Below are 22,173 nucleotides of genomic sequence, written 5' to 3'. Positions count from 1 at the left end.
GGGCCCTTTTGGCCCATTTGTTGTTATTTGCCGCCTGATTTATAAAACTGCGACAATCGCCTCACACAGCGCCGACATGTTGTCTGGCGTCATGCCTGCCACGTTAACGCGACCCGAGTTCACCGCATACACGCCAAACTCCTCACGCAGACGCACTACCTGATCTTTGGTCAGGCCGCTGAATGAGAACATGCCGTTCTGCTTGATGATGAAGCTAAAGTCTTGATTAGCGCCTTTCTCCGCCAATGTGTTCACAAACAGCTGACGCATGCGCTGGATGCGCTGACGCATATCGGCCAGCTCCTGAATCCAGATGGTGCGCAGCGCGTCATTGCTGAGGATGGTAGCGACGACCGCCGCGCCGTGTGACGGCGGGTTAGAGTAGTTGGCGCGAATGGTGTATTTCACCTGGCTAAACGCAGTTTTGGCCACGTCGCTGCTCGCTGCAGCCAGCGTTAATGCACCTACACGCTCATTATACAAACCGAAGTTCTTCGAGTAAGAGCTGGCAACAATCAGTTCCTGATGTGAGGCGGCAAAAATACGTAACCCTTGCGCATCTTCATCCAGGCCGCGCGCAAAGCCCTGATAGGCGAAATCAAACAGCGGCAACCATCCTTTCTCTAGCGACAGTTGCGCCAGCTGTTGCCATTGCTCTGCAGACGGATCAACGCCGGTTGGGTTGTGGCAGCAGCCGTGGAACAGCACTACATCGCCTGCTTTGGCTTCCTGCAGCGATGCCACCATGGCGTCGAAATCCAGGCTGTGGCTTGCGGCATCGTAATAATCGTAATCACACACTTCAAGGCCAGCAGCGTTGAACACATTGTTATGGTTCGGCCAGCTTGGGTTGCTCACCCAAACGCGCTTGACGCTGGTCTGGTTTGCCAGAAAATCTGCCGCTACGCGCAGGGCACCGGTGCCGCCTGGCGTTTGTGCGGTACAGGCGCGACCCGCAGAAATCAGCGCGCTCTCTTTGCCGAACAGCAACTCCTGCGTGCATCGTGCGAAATCCGCCAGACCATCAATGCTCAGGTAGTTCTTGGTGGTTTCATTTTCCAGCAAATACTGCTCAGCTTTTTTAACACTGGTGAGCACCGGCGTTTTACCGGTTTCATCTTTATAAACACCAATGCCAAGATTGATTTTATTCGGCCGGTCATCGGCACGAAAAAGGTCAGCCAGTCCCAGAATAGGATCGGCGGGTGCGGCAGAGATCGATTCAAACATGAGTCAGTTCCGTTTAGGTGAACTTTAGCGAAATGAGCTATCAGGTTAACGTCAGTCGGCACGCTTGCCAACCGCTGATATAAAAAAGAAATATGTCGGTGAGATAAAGTAGAAAAGCTAATTGCGAAGCCGATCACTGAAATGCAAAACGGAGCCCAAGGGCTCCGTTTTTAGGTATTACGCAATGCTAATCGGGTGATTAGAACTGGTAAACCAGGCCAACGCCAACTACGTCGTCGGTGCTCACGCCCTGAGCGCGGGTGTAATCGTTGTCATCCAACAGGTTGATTTTGTAGTCAACATAGGTAGACATGTTTTTGTTGAAGTAGTAGTAGGTACCCACTTCGATGTATTTAACCAGGTCAGCATCCCCACCCGCGAAGGTTGCACCGTTAGCGGTGTTACCATTCAGCTGCTTGCCTTTAGACTGCAGGTAAGCGATGGATGGACGCAGACCGAAGTCGAACTGGTACTGTGCAACCACTTCGAAGTTCTGAGTTTTGTTAGCAACCTGACGAGCGGTGCTACCGTAAGCAGTGGTGTTACGTGATTCACCGTAGAATGCTGCCAGGTATACGTTGTTCGCGTCATATTTCAGACCGAAACCGTATGCGTCAGCTTTGTCGCCGTTACCATCTGCAATCTGAGCGTTAGTACGGTCAGAAGAGAAGTAAGAACCTACTGCGCTAACACCCATACCGGTGTCATACGCTACAGAAGTACCCCAGCCGTCACCGTTCTGAGCCAGTGGATCACGAGAACCTTCGTTTTTGCCCTGGTACTGTGCTGCGAAGCTCAGACCTTGGACCAGACCGAAGAAGTTGCTGTTACGGTAAGTCGCCAGACCGCTTGAACGACCAATCATGAAGTTGTCGTTGTCTTGATACAGCGTATCGTCACCGAATACTGGCAATTGGTCAGTGTAGGACATTGCGTCATAAATAACGCCGTAGTTACGACCGTAGTCGAATGAACCTGCATCACCAAATTTCAGACCTGCAAAGCCCAGACGGGTTTTGTTGCCATCCTGAGCGTCGCCGCCTTCGGTGTTGTTAGCCTGAATGTTATATTCCCACTGGCCGTAACCGGTCAGTTGGTCAGTGATCTGAGTTTCACCTTTGAAACCGAAGCGAACATAAGTTTTGTCGCCATCATCGCCAGCGTTATCAGAGAAAGAGTGACGTGCATCGACTTTACCGTACAGGTCCAGCTTGTTGCCGTCTTTATTATAGATTTCTGCTGCGTTTGCTGCGCCGGCAGCTAACAGAGCAGGGATAACCACTGCAAGAATGTTGCGCTTCATCATTTTTTATTACCCTCATTGGAGTTATTTGGACATCTGCCACTGCTGCCAAGAAATCTTTACAGAACCTTGAAAGAAGTTTGATGTCTCCTGTGTCTGCACGCATCTTTCCATCACAGGGTTGCTAATTCTAGCCCGAAGATGATTCAAATCTCGCAATTAAGTATCAAAAGGAAAAATTGTATGACAATTTGTAAAAATTCGGGAACTTTGTGAGAGAACTCTAAATTTACAAAAATAAAAAAAGGCCGGCTAGGCCGACCTCTTTATATATATGAATTACTTATAATTAATCGCTAAATTTAGAAATTCGCGTTGCGAGGGGTACGTGGGAAGGGGATAACATCCCTTACATTTTGTACGCCGGTGACATAGGCGATTAATCGTTCGAAACCTAATCCAAAGCCGGCATGTGGCACGGTGCCGTAACGGCGCAGGTCACGATACCACCAATAATCTTCTTTATTGAGGCCCATTTCTGCCAGACGTGCATCCAGCACATCCAGACGCTCTTCACGCTGTGAACCTCCGATGATTTCGCCGATGCCCGGCGCGAGAACATCCATCGCCGCTACGGTTTTGCCATCCTCGTTCATGCGCATATAGAAGGCTTTAATGTCTTTCGGGTAGTTTTTCACTACCACCGGCGCTTTGAAGTGCTGCTCTGCGAGATAACGCTCGTGTTCGGATGAGAGATCCACGCCCCAGGAAACCGGGTTCTCAAAGCTCTGGCCGCTTTTCAGCAGGATTTCAACCGCATCGGTGTAATCCACCTGAGCAAAGTCGGTCTGTACGAAACGCTCCAGACGCGCAACCGCATCCTTGTCTACACGCTCAGCAAAGAACGCCATGTCGTCGGCGCGCTCGTTCAGCACAGCCTGGAACACATATTTCAGCATGGATTCTGCCAATGCGGCCGCATCATCCAGCGTCGCGAACGCCACTTCCGGTTCGAGCATCCAGAATTCCGCCAGGTGACGGCTGGTGTTGGAGTTTTCGGCGCGGAAAGTAGGACCAAAGGTATACACCTTAGACAGCGCACAGGCGTAAGTCTCGGCGTTGAGCTGGCCCGATACGGTCAGGAAGGCTTCTTTACCGAAGAAGTCTTTATCGAAATCGATTTTGCCCTGCGGATCGCGCGGCAGGTTTTCCAGGTCCAGCGTCGACACGCGGAACATCTCGCCGGCACCTTCGGTATCCGAAGCGGTGATCAGCGGAGTAGAAACCCAGAAATAGCCGTTTTCGTGGAAGAAGCGATGCAGCGCCTGCGCCAGCGTATGACGCACGCGCGCCACGGCGCCTACAAGGTTGGTACGCGGACGCAGATGCGCCACTTCTCGCAAATATTCGATGCTGTGACGTTTCGCCGCCATCGGATAGGTATCCGGATCGTCAACCCAGCCAGTAACTTCAACGTTAGTCGCCTGCAGCTCGAAAGCCTGGCCTTCGCCCGGCGATTCGACCACTTTACCGGTAATGATTACCGAGCAGCCGGTGGTCAGACGCAGCACTTCATCCTGATAATTATTCAGAGAATTATTGACGACGGCCTGAACGGGATTAAAGCAGGAACCGTCGTAAACGGCGATAAAGGAAAGACCAGCTTTGGAATCTCTTCGGGTACGCACCCAACCACGTACGGTGACTTCACTGTCAACCGCGACACGGCCGTGCAGTACATCCGCTACAGGCACAACGCTCATAAAGTTCTCTCTATATATAAAAGAAGGTGGATAAAAGCCCTTTTTCAGGGTTTTGCTATGTTACTTGCGAGCCCACAGGAAACAAGCAAAATTGCCGGGTAAACAGGAGATTTGTTGCGTGAGAGCAGGGCGCAAGCGCCCTGATATAAGAATCAGCTGGCTCTTTTGACCAGCGGCAGATCGAAGGCTTTGCGCAAGGCGCGCACGAAGGCTTTATCCTGGCAAATGGTTTTGCCGGGGCTGTCGGAGAGTTTTGCCACCGGTTTGCCATTGCAGCTCACCAGTTTGATCACGATATTCAGCGGCGTAACGCCCGGAATATCGCAGGACAAGCGTGTTCCGATACCGAACACCACGTTGGCACGTTGGCCGAAGTGACGATAGAGCGCCAGCGCTTTGTCCAGATTGAGGTTATCCGAGAACACCAGCGTTTTGCTTTTGGGATCGATATCCAGCCGCTGATAGTGCGCAATGGCTTTTTCACCCCATTCCAGCGGATCGCCGGAGTCATGGCGCAGGCCTTGATAACGATGCGCAAAGCCCGGGCCAAAATCACGCAGGAAAGCATCCATGGTAATGCAGTCGGTTAAAGCAATACCTAACTGATCGTTATACTCATCCAGCCAGGATTGCAGCGCCGCACGTTGGCTGTTCGCCAATACCGGGCTGATTTGCTGGTGCGCCTGGAACCATTCATGCGCTTGTGTACCCACCGGATTAAGCTGCAGGCGACGCGCCAAATCGTAGTTGCTGGTGCCCACCAGCCACGGAAACTCCGCTTTAAGCGTAGCGACAATTGCTTCCTGTACCGCTTTGGAGTAGCGGCGCCGCGTGCCGAAATCCATTAGCTGGAAGCGCGACATATCCCAATCGCCGACCTGCTGACGGAAATTCGTAAGCTTATGCTGCAAGTGCGCAACCGCCTGATCCACACCCATCTGCGGCGTGCGATGGCGATGCACCACTTCACTGATCAGCGCCAGCAACGGCACTTCCCACAAAATCACTTCACGCCACGGCCCGCTGATCTGAATGGTCAGATGGCCGTTGTTGTTACGTACGTTGACTTGTGAGGGATCGAGGCGGAACTGGCGTAGCCAGTCAAGGTAATCGCGTTGGAAGAAAGGCAGCCCGCTGAGGTAGTGATACTCATCGTCGCTCAGGGCGAGCGTTTGCAGGGTTTCAATTTGTGCGCGGATCTCGTCCGCATAAATACCGAGCAGTTCGTCGCCACGGCAGCGAAATTCCGCCGTAACCGGGACATCATAATAGCGATGATAGACGGCCTGCTGCATGTGAAGCTTATACGCATCGGTATCAAGCAGCGTGGTCAAAATCGGGGAAGCATGTCCAGTCATGGTGCGTTTCAGCATCCTCTTCCGCGGAGCAGAGCCCGGTGTTCAACAAAGTCATAAAGACGCAGGAGTATAAAACAGTAATGACCGCGATCACACCATAATTGCGGGTGGCAGGTCGAGGGTCATTTGTGCCATTGTTAATGAATTGTAGCCTTTTCAACGAACGCACGCATTGACCGTGGCAACAGAGGCACAACCCGCTTAGACTTTGACGGGTCAACATATTAACGATTTAACGATGCGAGAAGGACTCATGACGCAACAGCCGCAAATTAAATATCGCCACGATTACCGTGCGCCGGACTACACCATTACCGATATCGACCTGACTTTTGATCTGGATGCGGCTTCGACGCGTGTTACAGCGGTCAGTCAGGTGAAGCGTTTGGGCGCTACCGATGCAGAACTGCGTCTGGATGGTGAAGACCTCACGCTGGTATCGCTGGCGGTGGATGGCAATCCGTGGCCGCATTACCGCGAAGAAGAGGGCGCGTTGTTCATCAACCAGTTGCCGGACAACTTCACTCTGACCATCATTAATGACATTCATCCGGATAAAAACACCGCGCTGGAAGGGTTATACCAATCCGGCGATGCGCTCTGTACCCAATGTGAAGCCGAAGGTTTCCGCCATATTACGTGGTATCTCGATCGCCCAGACGTGCTGGCGCGCTTCACCACCACCATTATTGCCGATGCCGCGCGTTATCCTTATTTACTCTCCAACGGTAACAAGCTGGAGAGCGGTCGCCATGAAGATGGCCGCCATTGGGTGAAGTGGCAAGATCCGTTCCCGAAACCGTGCTACCTGTTTGCGCTGGTGGCGGGTGATTTCGACGTATTACGTGATAGTTTTACTACGCGTTCAGGCCGCGATGTGGCGCTGGAGATCTTCGTCGATCGCGGCAACCTTGATCGTGCTGATTGGGCGATGACCTCGCTGAAAGCCAGCATGAAGTGGGATGAAGAGCGCTTTAACCTTGAGTACGACCTCGACATCTTTATGATCGTCGCGGTGGATTTCTTCAATATGGGGGCGATGGAGAACAAAGGCCTTAACGTCTTCAACTCCAAATATGTGCTGGCGAAAGCCGAAACTGCCACTGACAAAGATTACCTCGGCATTGAAGCGGTGATCGGTCACGAATATTTCCACAACTGGACCGGCAACCGCGTGACCTGCCGCGACTGGTTCCAGCTCAGCCTGAAAGAGGGGCTGACAGTATTCCGCGATCAGGAGTTCAGCTCCGATCTCGGTTCGCGCGCGGTGAACCGTATCGATAACGTACGTGTGATGCGCGGTGCGCAGTTCGCGGAAGACGCCAGCCCAATGGCGCACCCGATCCGTCCGGATCAGGTGATCGAAATGAACAACTTCTACACCTTAACGGTGTATGAGAAAGGGTCAGAAGTGATCCGCATGATGCACACCTTGCTGGGCGAAGAGAATTTCCAGAAAGGCATGCAACTCTATTTCGAGCGTCACGATGGCAGCGCCGCCACCTGCGATGATTTCGTGCAGGCGATGGAAGATGCCTCGAACGTCGATCTGTCGCAGTTCCGCCGCTGGTACAGCCAGGCGGGCACGCCAATCCTGACGGTGCGCGATGACTACAATCCAGAGCTGGAACAGTACACGCTGCATGTCACCCAGCGCACGCTGGCCACCGCCGAGCAGAAAGAGAAGCTGCCGCTGCACATTCCGCTGGATATCGAACTGTACGATAACGAAGGCAAGGTGATCCCGCTGCAGCATAACGGTCATCCGGTGCATCACGTGCTGAACGTCACCGAAGAGTTTCAGACCTTTATTTTCGATAACGTTTACTTCCAGCCGGTGCCATCGCTGCTGCGTGAATTCTCTGCGCCCGTGAAGCTCGACTACAAATGGAGCGATGCGCAACTCACCTTCCTGATGCGCCACGCGCGTAACGACTTCGCGCGCTGGGATGCGGCGCAAAGCCTGCTGGCAACCTACATTCGCCTCAACGTCGCACGTCATCAGCAGGGCCAGCCGCTATCGCTGCCGCTGCATGTGGCTGATGCGTTCCGCGCTGTGTTGCTGGATGAGCAGGGCGATCCGGCGCTGAAAGCGTTGATTCTCTCGCTGCCGTCTGAGAATGAAATCGCCGAACTGTTTGATGTCATCGATCCGCTGGCGATCTCAGCGGTACGCGATGCGCTGGTGCGTACGCTGGCTAAAGAGCTGAGTGACGAATTCTTTGCGCTCTATCTGGCCAACCAAAGCAGCGAATACAAAATTGAGCACGCGGAGATTGGCAAGCGCACGCTGAAAAATGTCTGCCTCGGTTACCTGGCCTTCGCCGATGCGGCACAGGCGGACAAGCTGGTGCAGGCGCAATATCAGCAGGCAAACAACATGACCGATGCGTTAGCGGCGCTGTCTGCAGCGGTGGCGGCGAACCTGCCGTGCCGCGATACGCTGCTGGCGGCCTACGATGAGCGCTGGCATCAGGATGGTCTGGTGATGGATAAATGGTTTGTGCTGCAAGCCACCAGTCCAGCGGCGGACGTGCTGAGCAACGTGCGTGAGCTGCTGAATCACCGTTCGTTCACCATGGGCAACCCGAACCGCATCCGTTCACTGATTGGTGCGTTCGCGTCTGGTAATCCCGCGGCGTTCCACGCTAAAGATGGCAGCGGTTATCAGTTCCTGGTGGAGATGTTGACCGATCTCAACACGCGCAACCCGCAAGTGGCTGCACGCATGATCGAGCCGCTGATTCGCCTGAAACGCTACGATGCCGATCGTCAGGCGCTGATGCGTAAAGCGCTGGAAACGTTGAAAGGGCTGGATAAGCTGTCGGGCGATTTGTACGAGAAAATCACCAAGGCGTTAAACGCGTAAGAAAACCATGCGTAATAAATTGCGCCGCTACGAATAAATGTATGCATTCGTAGCGGCGCGATTTATCGCGCGTCTTTAATTAACTCTGCTGCGCAAACTTCAACGGCTGTTCTGACGAGCCGCGCTTCATCACCCGATCCAGCACTTCCGCTTCCAGCTCTGCCAGACGTGCCGATCCGCGACGGCGTGGGCGCGGTAAGTCGACGATCAAATCCAGGCCAATCTGGCCTTCCTCAATCAACAATACGCGATCGGCAATAGCCACCGCTTCGCTGACATCGTGCGTCACCAGCAGCACGGTGAAGTTATGCTGCTGCCACAGCGACTCAATCAATCCCTGCATTTCGATACGCGTCAACGCATCCAGCGCCCCGAGCGGCTCATCGAGCAGCAGCAAACCTGGGCGGTGAATCAGCGCACGCGCCAGCGCCACGCGCTGTTTCTGCCCGCCAGACAACGCGGCAGGCCACTCGTTGGCGCGATCCGCCAATCCCACCGCTTCGAGTGCTTCCAGCGCGGCGGTGCGCCATTCGCGGCCTTTCAGTCCCAGCCCAACGTTATCAATCACCTTTTTCCACGGCAGTAAGCGTGAATCCTGGAACATCAAACGCGTATCTTCGCGTGCCTCAGATAACGGCGCATTGCCCGCCAGCAACGCCCCGCGCGTGGTGGATTCCAGACCCGCCAGCAGACGCAGCAAGGTACTTTTCCCGCAGCCGCTACGGCCGACCACGGCGACGAACTGCCCGGAGGGGATGTGCAGGTCGATATTATTCAGGATGGTACGATCGCCATATTGCTTGCTGACGCCATTCACGCCAACCGGTGTACCGCGATTTAAGCGCGCCGGATTTAGGGTTGCGTTGCTCATGCGTTCTCCTTCACTTGGTAAGCCGGATGCCAGCGCAGCCAGACGCGCTCCAGCAGTTGTGCCGCGACGTCGGCGAGTTTGCCGAGCAGGGCATAGAGAATGATGGCCACCACCACCACGTCGGTTTGCAGGAATTCACGGGCATTCATCGCCAGATAACCAATGCCAGAGTTAGCGGAAATGGTTTCGGCGACAATCAGCGTCAGCCACATTAGGCCAAGGGCAAAACGTACGCCAACCATAATTGAAGGCAGCGCACCCGGCAGAATCACCTGAATGAACAGGCTCCAGCCAGACAAGCCGTAGCTGCGCGCCATCTCGACTAAACCCCGATCAATATTACGAATGCCGTGATAAGTATTCAGGTAAATCGGGAACAGCGTGCCCAGCGCCACGAGGAAAATCTTGGCGGATTCGTCGATGCCGAACCATAAAATCACCAGCGGAATCAGCGCCAGATGCGGCACGTTACGCAGCATCTGCACCGAGGTATCCAGCAAGCGTTCGCCGACGCGCGAGGTGCCGGTAATCAAACCCAGAATCAAACCAATCGAGCCACCAATAGAGAAACCGATGGCAGCACGCCAGCTGCTGATCGCCAGGTTTTGCCATAGTTCTCCGCTCACCGTCAGCTTCCAGAAGGTGATGAGGATGTTTTCCGGCGACGGCAAAATGCGCGTCGACAGCCAACCCACTTGCGATGCCAGTTGCCACAGCGCAATCAGCACCACCGGTAAAACCCAGGGCAGTACAGCATTCGTTAGCTGTTTTTTAACGTTCGCCATCATCTGCTCCTTTAGCTCTGCGACACTTTTTGCGGTGTGAAATCGTTGGCCACCGCTTCACCGTGCGCTTGCACCACGCGCGGCTTCGGCACTTCCGGAATCGCCAAATCGAGGTGCGGGAACAGCAACTCACCTACGCGATAAGCCTCTTCCAGATGCGGATAGCCGGAGAGAATAAAGGTCTCGATGCCGAGATCCTGATACTCCTGCATGCGCGCCGCCACGGTTGGGCCATCGCCCACTAACGCGGTACCTGCGCCGCCGCGCACCAGGCCGACACCGGCCCACAGATTCGGGCTGATCTCCAGCTTGTCGCGACGTCCACCGTGCAGTGCGGCCATGCGCTGCTGGCCTACCGAATCGGTGCGCGCAAACGCGGCCTGCGCTTTGGCAATGGTGGCATCGTCGAGATGGGCAATCAGGCGATCCGCCGCTTGCCACGCTTCTTCATTGGTTTCGCGCACAATCACGTGCAGACGAATCCCGAAGCGCACGGTGCGGCCTTGTGCCGCCGCTTTGGCGCGCACTTGCTCAATCTTCTCTTTAACTAACGCCGGCGGTTCGCCCCAGGTGAGATAGACATCGACCTGTTCAGCGGCCAGATCCTGTGCGGCATCTGATGATCCGCCAAACCACAGCGGCGGACGCGGTTCCTGCACCGCTTTAAACATCAGACGCGCACCGCGCACCTTCACATGCTTGCCTTCGTAATCGACGGTTTCGCCTTCGCTTACCCGCCGCCAGACGCGGGTAAACTCAGCGGACTCTTCATAGCGTTCACGGTGATCGAGGAACACGCCATCGCCGGCTAACTCTTCCGGATCGCCGCCGGTGACCAGATTAAACAGCGCGCGACCATTCGACAGACGATCCAGCGTGGCGGCCTGACGCGCCGCCTGCGTCGGTGAAATCACGCCCGGACGCAGTGCGACGAGGAAACGCAGACGCTGCGTAACCGGAATCAATGACGCCGCCACCAGCCAGGCATCTTCACAGGAGCGGCCGGTAGGGATCAGCACGCCGCCGAAGCCAAGGCGATCCGCTGCCTGCGCAATCTGTTGCAGATAACCATGATCAACCGGGCGCGAACCTTCCGCGGTGCCAAGATAGTGGCCATCGCCGTGCGTCGGGAGAAACCAAAATACGGATACGCTCATGATTAATTTCCTTTAGGCTGGGCGGATTGTGGATGCCAGATGCGGTCAGCAATATTCACTTTTACCGGCATCAGATGATTGGCATAAAACAGATCGGCCGTTTGCTGTTGGGCCTGCGCGGTATGGGCGCTGACCGGCGTAATGGTGGTCGGTGGACGATGGTCGAGATAGCTGGCAATCACCGGTTTCGGTAAGCCCATCGCATTCGCCAGCAGATCGATACTCTGGTCGCGCTGGCTGCGCGTTAACGCATCGGCTTCGCTGAAGGTATTCAGGACCTGCTGCACAAAGGCGCCGTTCGCCTCGGTGTATTTGCGCGTGGCTAAATAGAAGGAGCCGGTTTGATTGAGTTTGCTGCCGTCGGCCAGCACGCGCACGTTGCCTTGCAGCAGCGCGGCAGAGTAGTAAGGATCCCAAATCGCCCAGGCATCAACGTCACCTTGCTGGAACGCGGCGCGCGCATCGGCAGGCGTCAGATAGGTTGGCTGAATGTCTTTAAAGCTCAGTCCGGCCTGTTCCAGCGCACGCAGCAGCAGGTTGTGCGAGCTGGAGCCTTTCTGGAACGCCACTTTATGCCCTTTCAGTTCGGCCACGCTGTGAATTGGGCTGTCTTTCGGCACTAAAATCACTTCGGCTTGCGGCTTGGGTGGCTCCGAGCCGACATACAGCAGATCGGCACCTGCGGCCTGAGCAAACAGCGGCGGGATGTCGCCGGTGCTGCCCAAATCGATGCTATCGACGTTAAGCGCCTCGAGCATCTGCGGGCCCGCCGGGAATTCCACCCACTTTATGTTGGTGCGCGGGAAGCGCTGCTCCAGCAGCTTGTGGGTTTTCGCCAATACCATGCTCACCGAACCTTTCTGGTAACCGATACGCAACTGTTCTGGTGCGTCGGCGGCCTGCGCGCTCACGCTCAAGGTGAGCAGCGCCGCGACGGCTGGCATGAGTAAACCCGTCAATATCCTTTTCATCTCTCTTCCTTTATACCGCTTGTGCGTAAGGTGGGTGGCGACGATGCAGCGCGTGCCAGAAGGTATCCAGCGCTTCATCAATGCGTTGCGACAGCAGCGGATCGAGCAGCGGCTGGCGGTCGTAATCGGTAATCTGGCCGTCAGTGGCGAACACGCCGTGCAACACTTCCTGTGCCTTCAGTGCGTTGAGTACCGGCTTCAGCGCGTAATCCACCGCCAGCAGATGTGAAGCGCTGCCGCCGCTGGCCAGTGGCAACACCACTTTGTGTTCCAGCGCGCGCTCGGGCAGCAGATCGAGCAGGGTTTTCAGTGCGCCGGAAAACGAAGCCTTATAAATAGGCGTGGCGACAATTACGCCATCCGCCAGCGCCAAATCGGCTTTCAACGCGGCCAATGCGGGAGAATCGAAGCGTGCATAGAGCAAATCTTCAGGCTGGAAGTTGTGAATATTCCATGGAATCACTTCGACACCGCGCGCTTCCAGCGCGTGCTGGCACAGGCTCAGCAGCGCAGTAGAGCGTGAAGGGAAGCGAGGGCTGCCCGCCAGCGTAATAACCCGCATGGTCACTCCTTATAACTTAAAGTTATTGATTATCTGATATTCAGAACTGATGTGTTCAATACTGTCAGAGCAGGCAGCGAGGCTTAAATGATTTATCTGGTAATCCTAAGTCGCAAAATGGGATAGCCAGTAGCATATAAAGAGGGGATGAAAACGCAGGTTTCAGGCGCTTAGGTATAATCTGAAAAGCGAGGCTGCGAGGGTGCAGTTATATAAATCCTGCGGCCTCAGTGAATGACGTTAATGATTAAAGGGCGTGATGCATGGGTAAAACAGAGTAGTAACCAGAGAAATATATTTATACAGACCGCGCAGTTACCGATTGCATGCAGTGCTTGATATTGAAAGTTATGGAAAAAGATAAACAATTCTCCACTATTCACTCCCTCATGAATCGGATAAAACTGAGCAACAGTTGTTTATTTCCTAATTTACCGTGGTTTTTATTTCACGAAATTTATGTCTAAACGCGAATAAAGGTTAATAAAATACGCACTATTCAACCCGCTTGTTACAAGTCATGCAAATTTTCGCCGATCAACATCACACTTCATGCAGCTGCGCTGAACAATTAATTTCGTAAGTTACATGTTAATGCTAATCGTGGTTGGAATTACAATTCCAGGCCTGTTTATAATCGGTTGAGCTAATTTCCGCTAGAACACGATAACGATATTTCACTTATTTATTTACGCCCGCGTTTTGTGGCGTGAACTGCCGTTGCGGCAAACCAATTTATTTTTAGGGAGATATATATGGGTAGTTCTTCATTTGCTCAGGATTTAACTGAGCAGCGGGTCGCGCCTGCCACCTTCAATCGCATCTCACCCTCACCTAACGCTGCAGAAGAGCTGGTATGTTACTGGCTGCAACCCGATGCTGCGGGATCGCATCTCACCTCGTCATTGCTGCCGACCTTTCCGCACAGCACGCCGGCTCAAGATGATTTCCTGCTGTTCAGCGCGGAACGCAGCGCCTTGCCGGCCAACCTGCTGCAGGACGTGGCAAAGCTCAGTGACCAGCGTCCCGAGCTGAACTGTTTTGTGGTCTCACTGGCGAAGCGCGAGCTGGCGAACGGTTTACACTCTTCTCTGCAGCTGTTTCAGCAACTGCATGCGCAGCGCTGGTGGCAGCAGGGCGGCTTTGTGGTGATCTTGCGTGCTGGACTGGCCCGCGCGGGTGGGCCGCTGACGCGTATTCAGGATGTGATGCTGGCCGGATTACTGCATACACAAACGGCGTGGGTGCTCGATTACGCCAGTGAAGCGTCGCTGACCACTCAGGTAGAAGCCTCGCCGCGCTTAACCTATCAGCAATTTATTACCGATTATGAAAAACTCACACGATTGTCACACTATATTCCGGAGCGAAACCGCTATCGGGAAAGTTATTTACGCAGCGGCTTATTACAATTAGTCCAGCACGAGTTGAGTGGTGCCGATAAATTCTCAGATAATACCCGCCATGCATTAACCTACTTTGCGGAAAACTTCCCGGCCAAAGGTGCAATGGAAAAACTCATGTTGAAACAACCTGACATCTATTTCGCCATGATGAAAATGAGAAAAAATCTGGGCGCTTAGCACCAACGTTAATTTTAAGAATAACTCCGGTGTGCGCGTGAATACTTTTATGTCACGCTTAAGGCCACTGAGATAATCCCCAGATGCCAAAACACCTATGTCTATAAAACGTAACGCGATTGCCAACTATGTTGGTCAAATCTATCTGACGCTGTCAGGTATTTTGGTTGTACCACTTTATATTCAACACTTAGGTATGGAAGCCTACGGTTTAGTGGGCTTCTTTTCGATCTTATTAACCTGGCTGCAATTACTCGATGCCGGTGTTTCGACCACCTTGATGCGGGAAGCGGCGCGCTATCGTGCTAATCAGGCGGAATTTGTCTGGTTCCCGGCGCTGTTTGCCACGCTGACCAAATTCTTCTTGTTCTCCACGATTGTGCTGGTGGTGTTGGGTTGGTTGGCGACGCCATGGATTGCCACGCACTGGCTGGATGCGCGTCATCTTCCGGCGGGCGATGTGGTGATTGCCGTGGCGATTATGGTGATCACTGCGGCGATACGCTGGCGCACCAGTCCGTATCGCAGCGTGATTGTGGGCTTCGAACATCAGGTGTGGCTGAACGGCGTCAACCTGATTATCACCACCTTGCGCACCTTCGGCGCGGTGCTGGTGATTCAATTCTTCTCTAATGCGGTATTGGCGTTCTTTGTCTGGCAGTTGCTGGTGTCGATTGCCGAAGCGGCCTGCTGTATCTACAAATCCTGCCAGCTGATCCCCAAAGCGGCGCGCAAAGAGAAGCGCGGCGATCTGAAAGAGGTGCTGAAACCCTTTATTCGTTTTGCGCTCAGCGCGGCATTTTCCAGTGCGGTGTGGACCTTTATTTCGCAAATTGACCGACTGGTGCTCTCCAAGACGCTGCCGCTGAGCGAATACGGTTCGTTTACCGTGGTGGCGACTGCCGCAACTGGCATTCTACTGCTGAGTAGCCCGATCATGCAGGCCATCGTGCCACGCATGACCGGCATGAAAACCCGCAAAGAGGGCGATGCGGAGTCCTTGAAACTTTACCGCTACACTACGCAGGCGGTGGCGATCTTTATGGCGCCGCTCAGTATCACCATCGCCTGTTACGCCGGCCCGCTGCTGTGGGCGTGGACGCAGAAAAGTCAGATTGTTGATGAGATGTCATTTGTCCTTAGCCTGTACGCATTAGGCAGCGGCATTCAGGCCATCTGCGGTTTGCTCTATCACCTGCAATACATCAACGGCAACCTCAAGCTGCACATGAAAGGCTTCACCTGCTTTGCCGTGCTGCTGGTGCCGCTCAACATCTGGTGTGCCATTCACTACGGCGCACTGGGCACCGGTTGGCTGTGGCTGGGCCAAAACATCTTCTATCTGGTGGGCTGGGCGTGGCTGGTGCATCGCCGCTTTGCGCCGGGCATTCATTTCACCTGGTTAACCCGCGACGTGATGCTGATTTGGGCGGTTTCTGCGGCTGTCGCCTGGCTGAGCACCTTGCTGCCGATCGAGTGGAACCAAAATCGCTGGCTCAACCTGCTGTGGCTTGGCCTGATTGGCGCATTCAATCTCGGCGTCTGTTGTCTGCTGCATAGTGTGGTGTTGAAGCGTCTCAGAATTCCGTTGTTTAACGTTGAGGAAAGAGGATGAGCATGATGTCATCTCACAGTATCCCTACGGTTTCGGTCATCATACCGAACTGGAATTGCGCGCCCTGGCTGCCAGAAGCGATGGGTTCATTGTTGCGTCAGTCATCGCCGCCGGAACAGATCATTGTTATCGACGATGGTTCCAGCGACAGCAGCGTAGCCTGGCTCACGGCGTTTGCGGCCCAGCATCCGCAGGTGATCCTGCTGAGCGGTGAGCGCGGCGGCGTCAGTGCCGCGCGTATGAAAGGGCTCTCTGTCGCAACCGGTGATTTTGTTTACTTCATGGATGCGGATGATTTTGTCTCCACCGATTTGTTCGCCGACTTCCGTCGCGTGCAGGCGCGCCATGAAGATATCGATCTGTTCTGCTTTGGCGCGAAAATGTTTTTTGATGTGCCTGCCGCGCAGCGCCACTATCAAACCATTCACCAGCGTCATGTCAGTGGATTGCTGCCCGGCGGCAGCACCAGTTTACGTACGCTGATGCAGCATCAGTCGGCGCATCGCGTCGTGTGGAGCAGCATCATTTCGCGTCGCTTGATTGATCAACTGGCGCTGCAGTTTCTGCCGATTCAAAACCATGAAGATGCGCCTTACATGTTTGCGCTCTATCTGCAGGCGCGTAACATTTATTGCACCAGCCAAAGCTACTACTACAAACGCTTTATGCTGACGTCGCTGTCGCAAAGCACGCGCGATTTTTCCTATGTGAAAAATTACTTTATTGCGCGTGAAAGCAGCGAACAGTTCCTGCGCGATCGGCATCTGCCGGTGGATGCAGCGTTGCTGGATAGCTATTACCAAACGGTGATGCACAGCTGCCTGGCGCAGATGCGCAAAAATCACATGGTGATCCCAACGGATTGGCAACCGCAGGTGAATCAGCTGGTGCGCAATGTATTGCAGCAAAGCGCGCGTCTGAAGCTGATGTGGTATTGCCCGACGATTTACAGTGGTTTGCAGGCGTGTCGCGAACAGCTTGGCCGCTATTCTGCACGACGCTGATAACGATCAAATTGTGATGCAGTAGAACAATTTACTTTTGCGCCAGCGCACCTTACCATTCTGGCGCACATTTTCCCGTGCACCCCGACTTCCCTGGTTTCCGTCATTGAGGAGAGTGCATGTTATATCCTATCGTCCGGCCAGCGCTGTTTAAGCTTGATCCTGAGCGTGCGCACGAACTCACCTTTCAACAACTGCGTTTTATTAGCGGCACCCCGCTGGAAGGGCTGATTCGCCAGTCGCTGCCATCACGTCCGGTAACCTGCATGGGATTAACCTTCCCGAACGCGCTCGGCTTAGCGGCCGGTCTCGATAAGAATGCCGAGTGCATTGATGCCTTCGGCGCGATGGGCTTTGGTTTTGTCGAAGTGGGAACGGTAACGCCGCTGGCGCAACCGGGAAATGATAAACCGCGTATGTTCCGCTTAGTGCCTGCCGAAGGGATTATTAACCGCATGGGGTTTAATAATCTCGGCGTTGATCATCTGATTGCCAACGTTAAAAAGTCGCGCTTTAAGGGCATTCTCGGCATCAATATTGGCAAAAATAAAGATACGCCGGTCGAGAAAGGCAAAGACGATTATCTGATCTGCATGGAAAAGGTATATGCCCACGCCGGTTATATCGCCATCAATATTTCGTCACCCAACACGCCAGGATTACGCACGCTGCAATATGGCGAAGCGCTGGACGATCTTCTTTCTGCCATCAAATTAAAACAGCAAGAACTACAACAAAGGCACCTTAAATATGTGCCGGTGGCGGTAAAGATCGCGCCGGATCTGACTGAAGAAGAATTGATCCAGGTTGCCGACAGTTTGGTGCGCCACAATATTGATGGTGTGATTGCCACCAATACCACGCTTGATCGTTCGCTGGTGACCGGCCTTAAATATGCCGAAGAAATGGGCGGATTAAGTGGTCGTCCGGTGCAGTCACGCAGCACCGAAGTGATTCGCCGCCTGGCGCAAGAGCTGCAGGGCCGCTTACCTATTATCGGCGTCGGTGGTATTGATTCGCTGGTTTCTGCGCGTGAGAAAATTACCGCGGGTGCAACATTAGTGCAGATATACTCTGGATTTATTTATAAAGGCCCAGGCTTAATTAAAGATATCGTGACCCACCTCTAAGACATTTCCCACTTTACTGTGCCGAGGGGTTTATTTATCCCTTCGGCTCGTTTATATTTTGTCCTGCTGATGCATTTTTCAGCTTTTTCTCAGATTTATTATTTTAATTAAGCGCCGTTTAGCGCAGCGATAAACCACAGGGCAGATCATGAAAATCAAACCTGATGACAACTGGCGTTGGTATTTCGACGCTGATCATGACCGCATGATGCTGGATTTAGCCGACGGCATGTTATTTCGCTCGCGCTTCTCGCGCAAAATGCTGACGCCTGATGCCTTTAATGTCAGCGGTTTTTGCGTTGATGACGCCGCGCTCTATTTTAGCTTTGAAGAACGTTGCCGTCAGAGTGGATTAAAAGGCGATCAGCGTGCGGAATTAGTGTTAAACGCGCTGGTGGCCAGTCGTTTTCTCAAACCCCTGATGCCAAAAAGCTGGCACTTCACGAATCATGCGCACAGCTGGCAGCCCGCTGCGGGCGATATGGTGGCGGTGACGCTGGCTGATAGCGGCGAACAGGCACAACTGTTTGTGGTTGAAAGCGGTGAAAATGCCGCGCTGTGCTTATTAGCGCAAAACGCGCTAACCGTGGCGGGTAAAGGTATGCAGTTGGGTGATGCGATTAAGATCATGAACGATCGTCTGCGTCCGCAGCAGCAGGAACAAACCGCCCACTTTGCGCGGGCGGTGTAATCGGCTTACGCCAGTTCGATATCGCCTGCCGGAATACAGCTGCAGCTTAAGATGGTACCATCCGCGCGCACCGCGCTTTTCTTCAGTGCTTTCACTTCACCCGCCACCAACGTCACTTTGCAGCTGCCACAAATCCCGGCGCGGCACGAGTAGGGAATGCGGAAACCCTGCATTTCCAGCTGTTCCAGCAGCACTTGCTGATTGTCGCCGCTAAAGCTCGAACCCTGATAATCGATGGTCACCGCGCTGCGGCTGCTGGCGGCTGGCGCCAGCGTTTCGACCACGACGCCCGCACCGTAAGCGCGTGGGGTTTGCTTCTCGATAATGGTCACCGCGTCGCCGACGCGAATAATGCCGCTATTAAGGGCGATCAAATTCAGGCCGAAATCGATATCGCCGCTGCCATCCTGCGCGCTGCGAAAACTCTGCAAGGTCGAGAGCGGTTCGCCATCAGGATGTTTACGGCCGCTTTCGGTACCGACGGTGGTAAACACGCAGCGGCTGCACGGTTTCGGCATCTCAAAGGTGATCTCGCCAATTTGCAGGCGTTTCCAGCTATCTTCTTCCCAGGCAGCCGCGCCGCTCACCACCAGATTGGGACGGAACTGCTCAACGCGCACGCTGGCCGGACAGCGCTGTTGCAGATCCTGCAACGAGGCCATATTCACTAACAGGTAAGGAAAACCGTCGGCGAAACTCAGTGGCACATGATCAAAACGCTTCACGCGGCGCGTCGGTTGCACGCCGGTCCAGCGCAGCTGCACCGGACGCGGGAAGAAGGTGCTTAACCAGTTGTTGATCGCGTCAGGTGCAATATGCGCGGTGAAATGGTTGCCCCAGACTTCGGTGGGTGACTGCTCAGCGGTGAAATCAGCGAAGCGGATCAGCGCCTGCGAACCATCCGGTGCCTGCAGAAACAGCCCGTCCGGCAGCAGCGCCGGGGTAAAGCGCACCATTTCCGGAAACTGGCGGGCGGTCACGAACGTGCCGTCCCGTTCGGTCACCATAAAGATGCGATCAAAGCCCAGACCGCTTTCCAGCACCTGCGCATGTGACAGTTGCAGACCGCGCATAGATTTAACGGGATGGATGTAAAGGCGTGAAAGCGTAATCATCACCACTCCAAAAAAGGGGTCATAAGTTTTAAAGAAGCTAACTTTATGACATAGCACGCTGATTCGCTATAATGCGCAGCAATTTAAGCAAGAGTAAAAAGTGACGATATGAATTCTCTGTTTGCCAGTACGGCGCGTGGGCTCGAAGAGCTGTTGAAAAGTGAGCTAGACGCGCTGGGTGCGCAGGATTTGCAGGTGGTGCAGGGCGGCGTCCACTTTCAGGCCGACGACCATGTAATGTACCAAAGCCTGCTGTGGAGCCGTCTGGCTTCACGCATTTTGCTGCCGCTGGGAGAATTTGGCGTCTGGAGCGATCTCGATCTTTACGTGGGTGCGCAAAGTATCCCGTGGACCGAGATGTTCGACAGCAACACCAGTTTTGCCATCCATTTTAGCGGCACCAACGAGGTGATCCGCAACAGCCAGTTCGGTGCGCTGCGCATTAAAGATGCCATCGTCGATAGTTTTACCCGCCAGAATCTGGAGCGCCCGAACGTAGATCGTGAACAACCGGGCATCCGCATCAATGCGTGGCTCAACAAAGATCGCGTCAGCATCGCGCTGGATCTGAGCGGTGATTCACTGCATCAGCGCGGCTATCGCCAGCAAACCGGCGCAGCGCCGTTAAAAGAAACCTTAGCGGCAGCCATCGTGATGCGTTCCGGTTGGCAGAGCAGCACGCCGCTGGTCGATCCGATGTGTGGTTCCGGTACGCTGCTGCTGGAAGCGGCGTTGATCGCCTGCGATCGCGCGCCTGGCCTGCTGCGTACCCATTGGGGCTTTAATCGCTGGAAGAAACACAATCAGGCTGCGTGGCAGGAAGTTCATGCTGCCGCGAAAGAGCGCGCACGCGTGGGTACCGCCGCTGCGACCGCCCGTTTCTTTGGCTACGATAATGACAGCCGCGTGCTGGAATCGGCGCGCGCCAACGCCCGTCGTGCAGGCGTGTTCGAGCTGTTCACCTTTGCGCAGCAGGATGTGATTAAGCTGAAGAATCCGCTGGCGGGCAAAGAGATTACCGGCACGGTATTGAGCAATCCGCCGTACGGTGAGCGTCTGGAAAGCGAACCGGCGCTGATTGCGCTGCACAGCCAGCTGGGCCGCATCATGAAGCAGCACTTCGGCGGCTGGAATCTGTCGCTGTTCAGCGCCTCGCCAGAGCTGCTGAGCTGCTTGCAACTGCGTGCCGATCGTCAGTTTAAAGCCAAAAACGGCCCGCTGGAGTGCGTGCAGAAAAACTATCAGCTGGCTGCAACCAGTGCAGAAGGCGGCGCGCAGATCGCGGAAGATTTTGCTAACCGTCTGCGCAAGAACCTGAAGAAGCTGGATAAATGGGCGCGTCAGTCGAATATCGATTGTTATCGTCTGTATGACGCCGATCTGCCTGAGTACAACGTAGCGGTCGATCGTTACGCTGATTGGGTGGTGATTCAGGAGTATGCGCCGCCGAAAACCGTGGACGCCAACAAAGCGCGTCAGCGTCTGTTCGATGTGATCAGCGCTACGCTGAGCGTGCTGGAGATCCCGGCCAATCGTCTGGTAATGAAGACCCGCGAGCGCCAGAAGGGCAAAAGCCAGTATCAAAAGCTGGGCGAGAAGGGCGATTTCTTCGAAGTGCAGGAATTTGATGCGCGCCTGCTGGTGAATCTCACCGATTATCTGGATACTGGTTTGTTCCTCGATCACCGTATCGCGCGCCAGATGCTGGGCAAAATGAGCGCAGGCAAAGATTTCCTCAATCTGTTTGCGTATACCGGTACCGCCAGCGTACACGCCGGTTTAGGTGGCGCGAAAACCACCACCACCGTGGATATGTCGCGTACTTATCTGGAGTGGGCCGAGCGCAACCTGCGCCTTAACGGTTTAACCGGCCGTAATCATCGCCTGATGCACGCCGATTGCCTGAGCTGGTTGCGTGAGAGTGACGAACAGTTCGATTTGATCTTTATCGATCCACCAACGTTTTCTAACTCTAAGCGCATGGAAGACGATTTCGACGTGCAGCGCGATCACATGATGCTGATGCAGAACCTGAAACGTTTGCTGCGTCGCGGTGGCACCATTATGTTCTCCAACAACAAGCGCGGCTTCAAAATGGATCTCGACGGCTTAGAACGTCTGGGTCTGCAGGCGCAGGAAATTACCCAAAAAACGCTGTCGCAGGATTTCGCGCGCAACCGTCAAATTCACAACTGCTGGCTGGTTAGCCACGCCGGTAAGGAATAA

Annotated in this window: 17 protein-coding genes; 7 read left to right on the top strand and 10 right to left on the bottom strand. The window is 54.3% G+C overall.

The window, feature by feature from the left end; genetic code table 11:
• Positions 1 to 39: 39 nt before the first annotated feature.
• The 4 genes from IB226_RS07805 to pncB form a co-directional block, all read right to left on the bottom strand.
• Positions 40 to 1,230, bottom strand: coding sequence for an amino acid aminotransferase (locus tag IB226_RS07805; RefSeq protein WP_192234397.1), 1,191 nt, complete (start codon positions 1,228 to 1,230; stop codon positions 40 to 42).
• Between the two features lie 199 nt (positions 1,231 to 1,429).
• Entirely contained in the window at positions 1,430 to 2,536 is a 1,107-nt protein-coding gene (gene ompC, locus IB226_RS07800) for a porin OmpC (protein ID WP_304622218.1), read from the bottom strand.
• A gap of 299 nt (positions 2,537 to 2,835) precedes the next feature.
• Positions 2,836 to 4,236, bottom strand: a complete 1,401-nt coding sequence (gene asnS / locus IB226_RS07795) for an asparagine--tRNA ligase (protein ID WP_101760942.1) — start codon at positions 4,234 to 4,236, stop codon at positions 2,836 to 2,838.
• Positions 4,237 to 4,388: 152 nt separating this feature from the next.
• Entirely contained in the window at positions 4,389 to 5,594 is a 1,206-nt protein-coding gene (pncB, locus tag IB226_RS07790) for a nicotinate phosphoribosyltransferase (RefSeq protein ID WP_192234395.1), read from the bottom strand.
• Positions 5,595 to 5,847: 253 nt separating this feature from the next.
• Here pncB and pepN point away from each other — a divergent pair, with 253 nt between their 5' ends.
• Positions 5,848 to 8,463 carry an aminopeptidase N gene (gene pepN / locus IB226_RS07785; protein ID WP_192234393.1) on the top strand — a complete coding sequence of 872 codons (2,616 nt, stop codon included), beginning with the start codon at positions 5,848 to 5,850 and terminating at the stop codon, positions 8,461 to 8,463.
• 79 nt (positions 8,464 to 8,542) lie between these two features.
• On the opposite strand, the gene ssuB is transcribed toward pepN, so the two are convergent.
• Genes ssuB through ssuE form a run of 5 tightly spaced genes read right to left on the bottom strand, consistent with a single transcriptional unit; the run spans position 8,543 to position 12,809 of the window.
• The gene (ssuB, locus tag IB226_RS07780) at positions 8,543 to 9,334 is read right to left on the bottom strand and encodes an aliphatic sulfonates ABC transporter ATP-binding protein (RefSeq protein WP_192234391.1); all 792 of its coding nucleotides are present in this window, start codon (positions 9,332 to 9,334) and stop codon (positions 8,543 to 8,545) included.
• On the bottom strand, positions 9,331 to 10,119 hold the full coding sequence (ssuC, locus tag IB226_RS07775) for an aliphatic sulfonate ABC transporter permease SsuC (protein WP_192234541.1): 789 nt from the start codon (positions 10,117 to 10,119) through the stop codon (positions 9,331 to 9,333). Before ssuC ends, ssuB begins: the two co-directional genes overlap by 4 nt.
• Before the next feature lie 11 nt (positions 10,120 to 10,130).
• Positions 10,131 to 11,276, bottom strand: a complete 1,146-nt coding sequence (gene ssuD, locus IB226_RS07770; RefSeq protein WP_008102354.1) for an FMNH2-dependent alkanesulfonate monooxygenase — start codon at positions 11,274 to 11,276, stop codon at positions 10,131 to 10,133.
• A gap of 2 nt (positions 11,277 to 11,278) precedes the next feature.
• Complete coding sequence (locus IB226_RS07765; protein ID WP_304622217.1) at positions 11,279 to 12,247, bottom strand: sulfonate ABC transporter substrate-binding protein; 969 nt, start codon at positions 12,245 to 12,247, stop codon at positions 11,279 to 11,281.
• Between the two features lie 10 nt (positions 12,248 to 12,257).
• Positions 12,258 to 12,809, bottom strand: coding sequence for an NADPH-dependent FMN reductase (gene ssuE / locus IB226_RS07760; RefSeq protein ID WP_110865858.1), 552 nt, complete (start codon positions 12,807 to 12,809; stop codon positions 12,258 to 12,260).
• 755 nt (positions 12,810 to 13,564) lie between these two features.
• On the opposite strand from ssuE, the gene IB226_RS07755 reads away from it, so the two are divergent.
• The 5 genes from IB226_RS07755 (at position 13,565) to IB226_RS07735 (ending at position 18,832) form a co-directional block, all read left to right on the top strand.
• Positions 13,565 to 14,392, top strand: a complete 828-nt coding sequence (locus IB226_RS07755) for a hypothetical protein (protein ID WP_192234389.1) — start codon at positions 13,565 to 13,567, stop codon at positions 14,390 to 14,392.
• Positions 14,393 to 14,489: 97 nt separating this feature from the next.
• Positions 14,490 to 16,007, top strand: a complete 1,518-nt coding sequence (locus IB226_RS07750; RefSeq protein ID WP_137385508.1) for a lipopolysaccharide biosynthesis protein — start codon at positions 14,490 to 14,492, stop codon at positions 16,005 to 16,007.
• Between the two features lie 2 nt (positions 16,008 to 16,009).
• Positions 16,010 to 17,011, top strand: a complete 1,002-nt coding sequence (locus IB226_RS07745) for a glycosyltransferase (protein ID WP_225608161.1) — start codon at positions 16,010 to 16,012, stop codon at positions 17,009 to 17,011.
• Between the two features lie 119 nt (positions 17,012 to 17,130).
• Positions 17,131 to 18,141, top strand: a complete 1,011-nt coding sequence (gene pyrD, locus IB226_RS07740) for a quinone-dependent dihydroorotate dehydrogenase (protein WP_192234385.1) — start codon at positions 17,131 to 17,133, stop codon at positions 18,139 to 18,141.
• Positions 18,142 to 18,289: 148 nt separating this feature from the next.
• Positions 18,290 to 18,832, top strand: a complete 543-nt coding sequence (locus IB226_RS07735; RefSeq protein ID WP_101760931.1) for a cell division protein ZapC — start codon at positions 18,290 to 18,292, stop codon at positions 18,830 to 18,832.
• A 5-nt stretch (positions 18,833 to 18,837) separates the two neighbouring features.
• On the opposite strand, the gene IB226_RS07730 is transcribed toward IB226_RS07735, so the two are convergent.
• Positions 18,838 to 19,947 carry a YcbX family protein gene (locus tag IB226_RS07730; RefSeq protein ID WP_192234383.1) on the bottom strand — a complete coding sequence of 370 codons (1,110 nt, stop codon included), beginning with the start codon at positions 19,945 to 19,947 and terminating at the stop codon, positions 18,838 to 18,840.
• A gap of 108 nt (positions 19,948 to 20,055) precedes the next feature.
• Here IB226_RS07730 and rlmKL point away from each other — a divergent pair, with 108 nt between their 5' ends.
• On the top strand, positions 20,056 to 22,173 hold the full coding sequence (gene rlmKL, locus IB226_RS07725; RefSeq protein WP_192234381.1) for a bifunctional 23S rRNA (guanine(2069)-N(7))-methyltransferase RlmK/23S rRNA (guanine(2445)-N(2))-methyltransferase RlmL: 2,118 nt from the start codon (positions 20,056 to 20,058) through the stop codon (positions 22,171 to 22,173).

The sequence above is a fragment of the Pantoea sp. PNT03 genome (assembly GCF_014852515.1).
In the GTDB taxonomy this organism is placed as follows: domain Bacteria; phylum Pseudomonadota; class Gammaproteobacteria; order Enterobacterales; family Enterobacteriaceae; genus Pantoea; species Pantoea leporis.
Note: the sequence above shows the minus strand (reverse complement) of the source record. Positions and strands in the feature narration are given on the sequence as shown.

Bases quoted from the DNA above. Each gene is read 5' to 3' on its own strand.
- ssuD (WP_008102354.1), bottom strand. From the start codon at position 11,276: ATGAGCGTATCCGTATTTTGGTTTCTCCCGACGCACGGCGATGGCCAC.
- pncB (WP_192234395.1), bottom strand. From the start codon at position 5,594: ATGACTGGACATGCTTCCCCGATTTTGACCACGCTGCTTGATACCGAT.
- IB226_RS07735 (WP_101760931.1), top strand. From the start codon at position 18,290: ATGAAAATCAAACCTGATGACAACTGGCGTTGGTATTTCGACGCTGAT.
- ssuE (WP_110865858.1), bottom strand. From the start codon at position 12,809: ATGCGGGTTATTACGCTGGCGGGCAGCCCTCGCTTCCCTTCACGCTCT.
- IB226_RS07805 (WP_192234397.1), bottom strand. From the start codon at position 1,230: ATGTTTGAATCGATCTCTGCCGCACCCGCCGATCCTATTCTGGGACTG.
- IB226_RS07730 (WP_192234383.1), bottom strand. From the start codon at position 19,947: ATGATTACGCTTTCACGCCTTTACATCCATCCCGTTAAATCTATGCGC.
- IB226_RS07750 (WP_137385508.1), top strand. From the start codon at position 14,490: ATGTCTATAAAACGTAACGCGATTGCCAACTATGTTGGTCAAATCTAT.
- IB226_RS07755 (WP_192234389.1), top strand. From the start codon at position 13,565: ATGGGTAGTTCTTCATTTGCTCAGGATTTAACTGAGCAGCGGGTCGCG.
- ssuC (WP_192234541.1), bottom strand. From the start codon at position 10,119: ATGGCGAACGTTAAAAAACAGCTAACGAATGCTGTACTGCCCTGGGTT.
- pyrD (WP_192234385.1), top strand. From the start codon at position 17,131: ATGTTATATCCTATCGTCCGGCCAGCGCTGTTTAAGCTTGATCCTGAG.
- IB226_RS07745 (WP_225608161.1), top strand. From the start codon at position 16,010: ATGATGTCATCTCACAGTATCCCTACGGTTTCGGTCATCATACCGAAC.
- rlmKL (WP_192234381.1), top strand. From the start codon at position 20,056: ATGAATTCTCTGTTTGCCAGTACGGCGCGTGGGCTCGAAGAGCTGTTG.
- pepN (WP_192234393.1), top strand. From the start codon at position 5,848: ATGACGCAACAGCCGCAAATTAAATATCGCCACGATTACCGTGCGCCG.
- IB226_RS07765 (WP_304622217.1), bottom strand. From the start codon at position 12,247: ATGAAAAGGATATTGACGGGTTTACTCATGCCAGCCGTCGCGGCGCTG.
- asnS (WP_101760942.1), bottom strand. From the start codon at position 4,236: ATGAGCGTTGTGCCTGTAGCGGATGTACTGCACGGCCGTGTCGCGGTT.
- ompC (WP_304622218.1), bottom strand. From the start codon at position 2,536: ATGATGAAGCGCAACATTCTTGCAGTGGTTATCCCTGCTCTGTTAGCT.
- ssuB (WP_192234391.1), bottom strand. From the start codon at position 9,334: ATGAGCAACGCAACCCTAAATCCGGCGCGCTTAAATCGCGGTACACCG.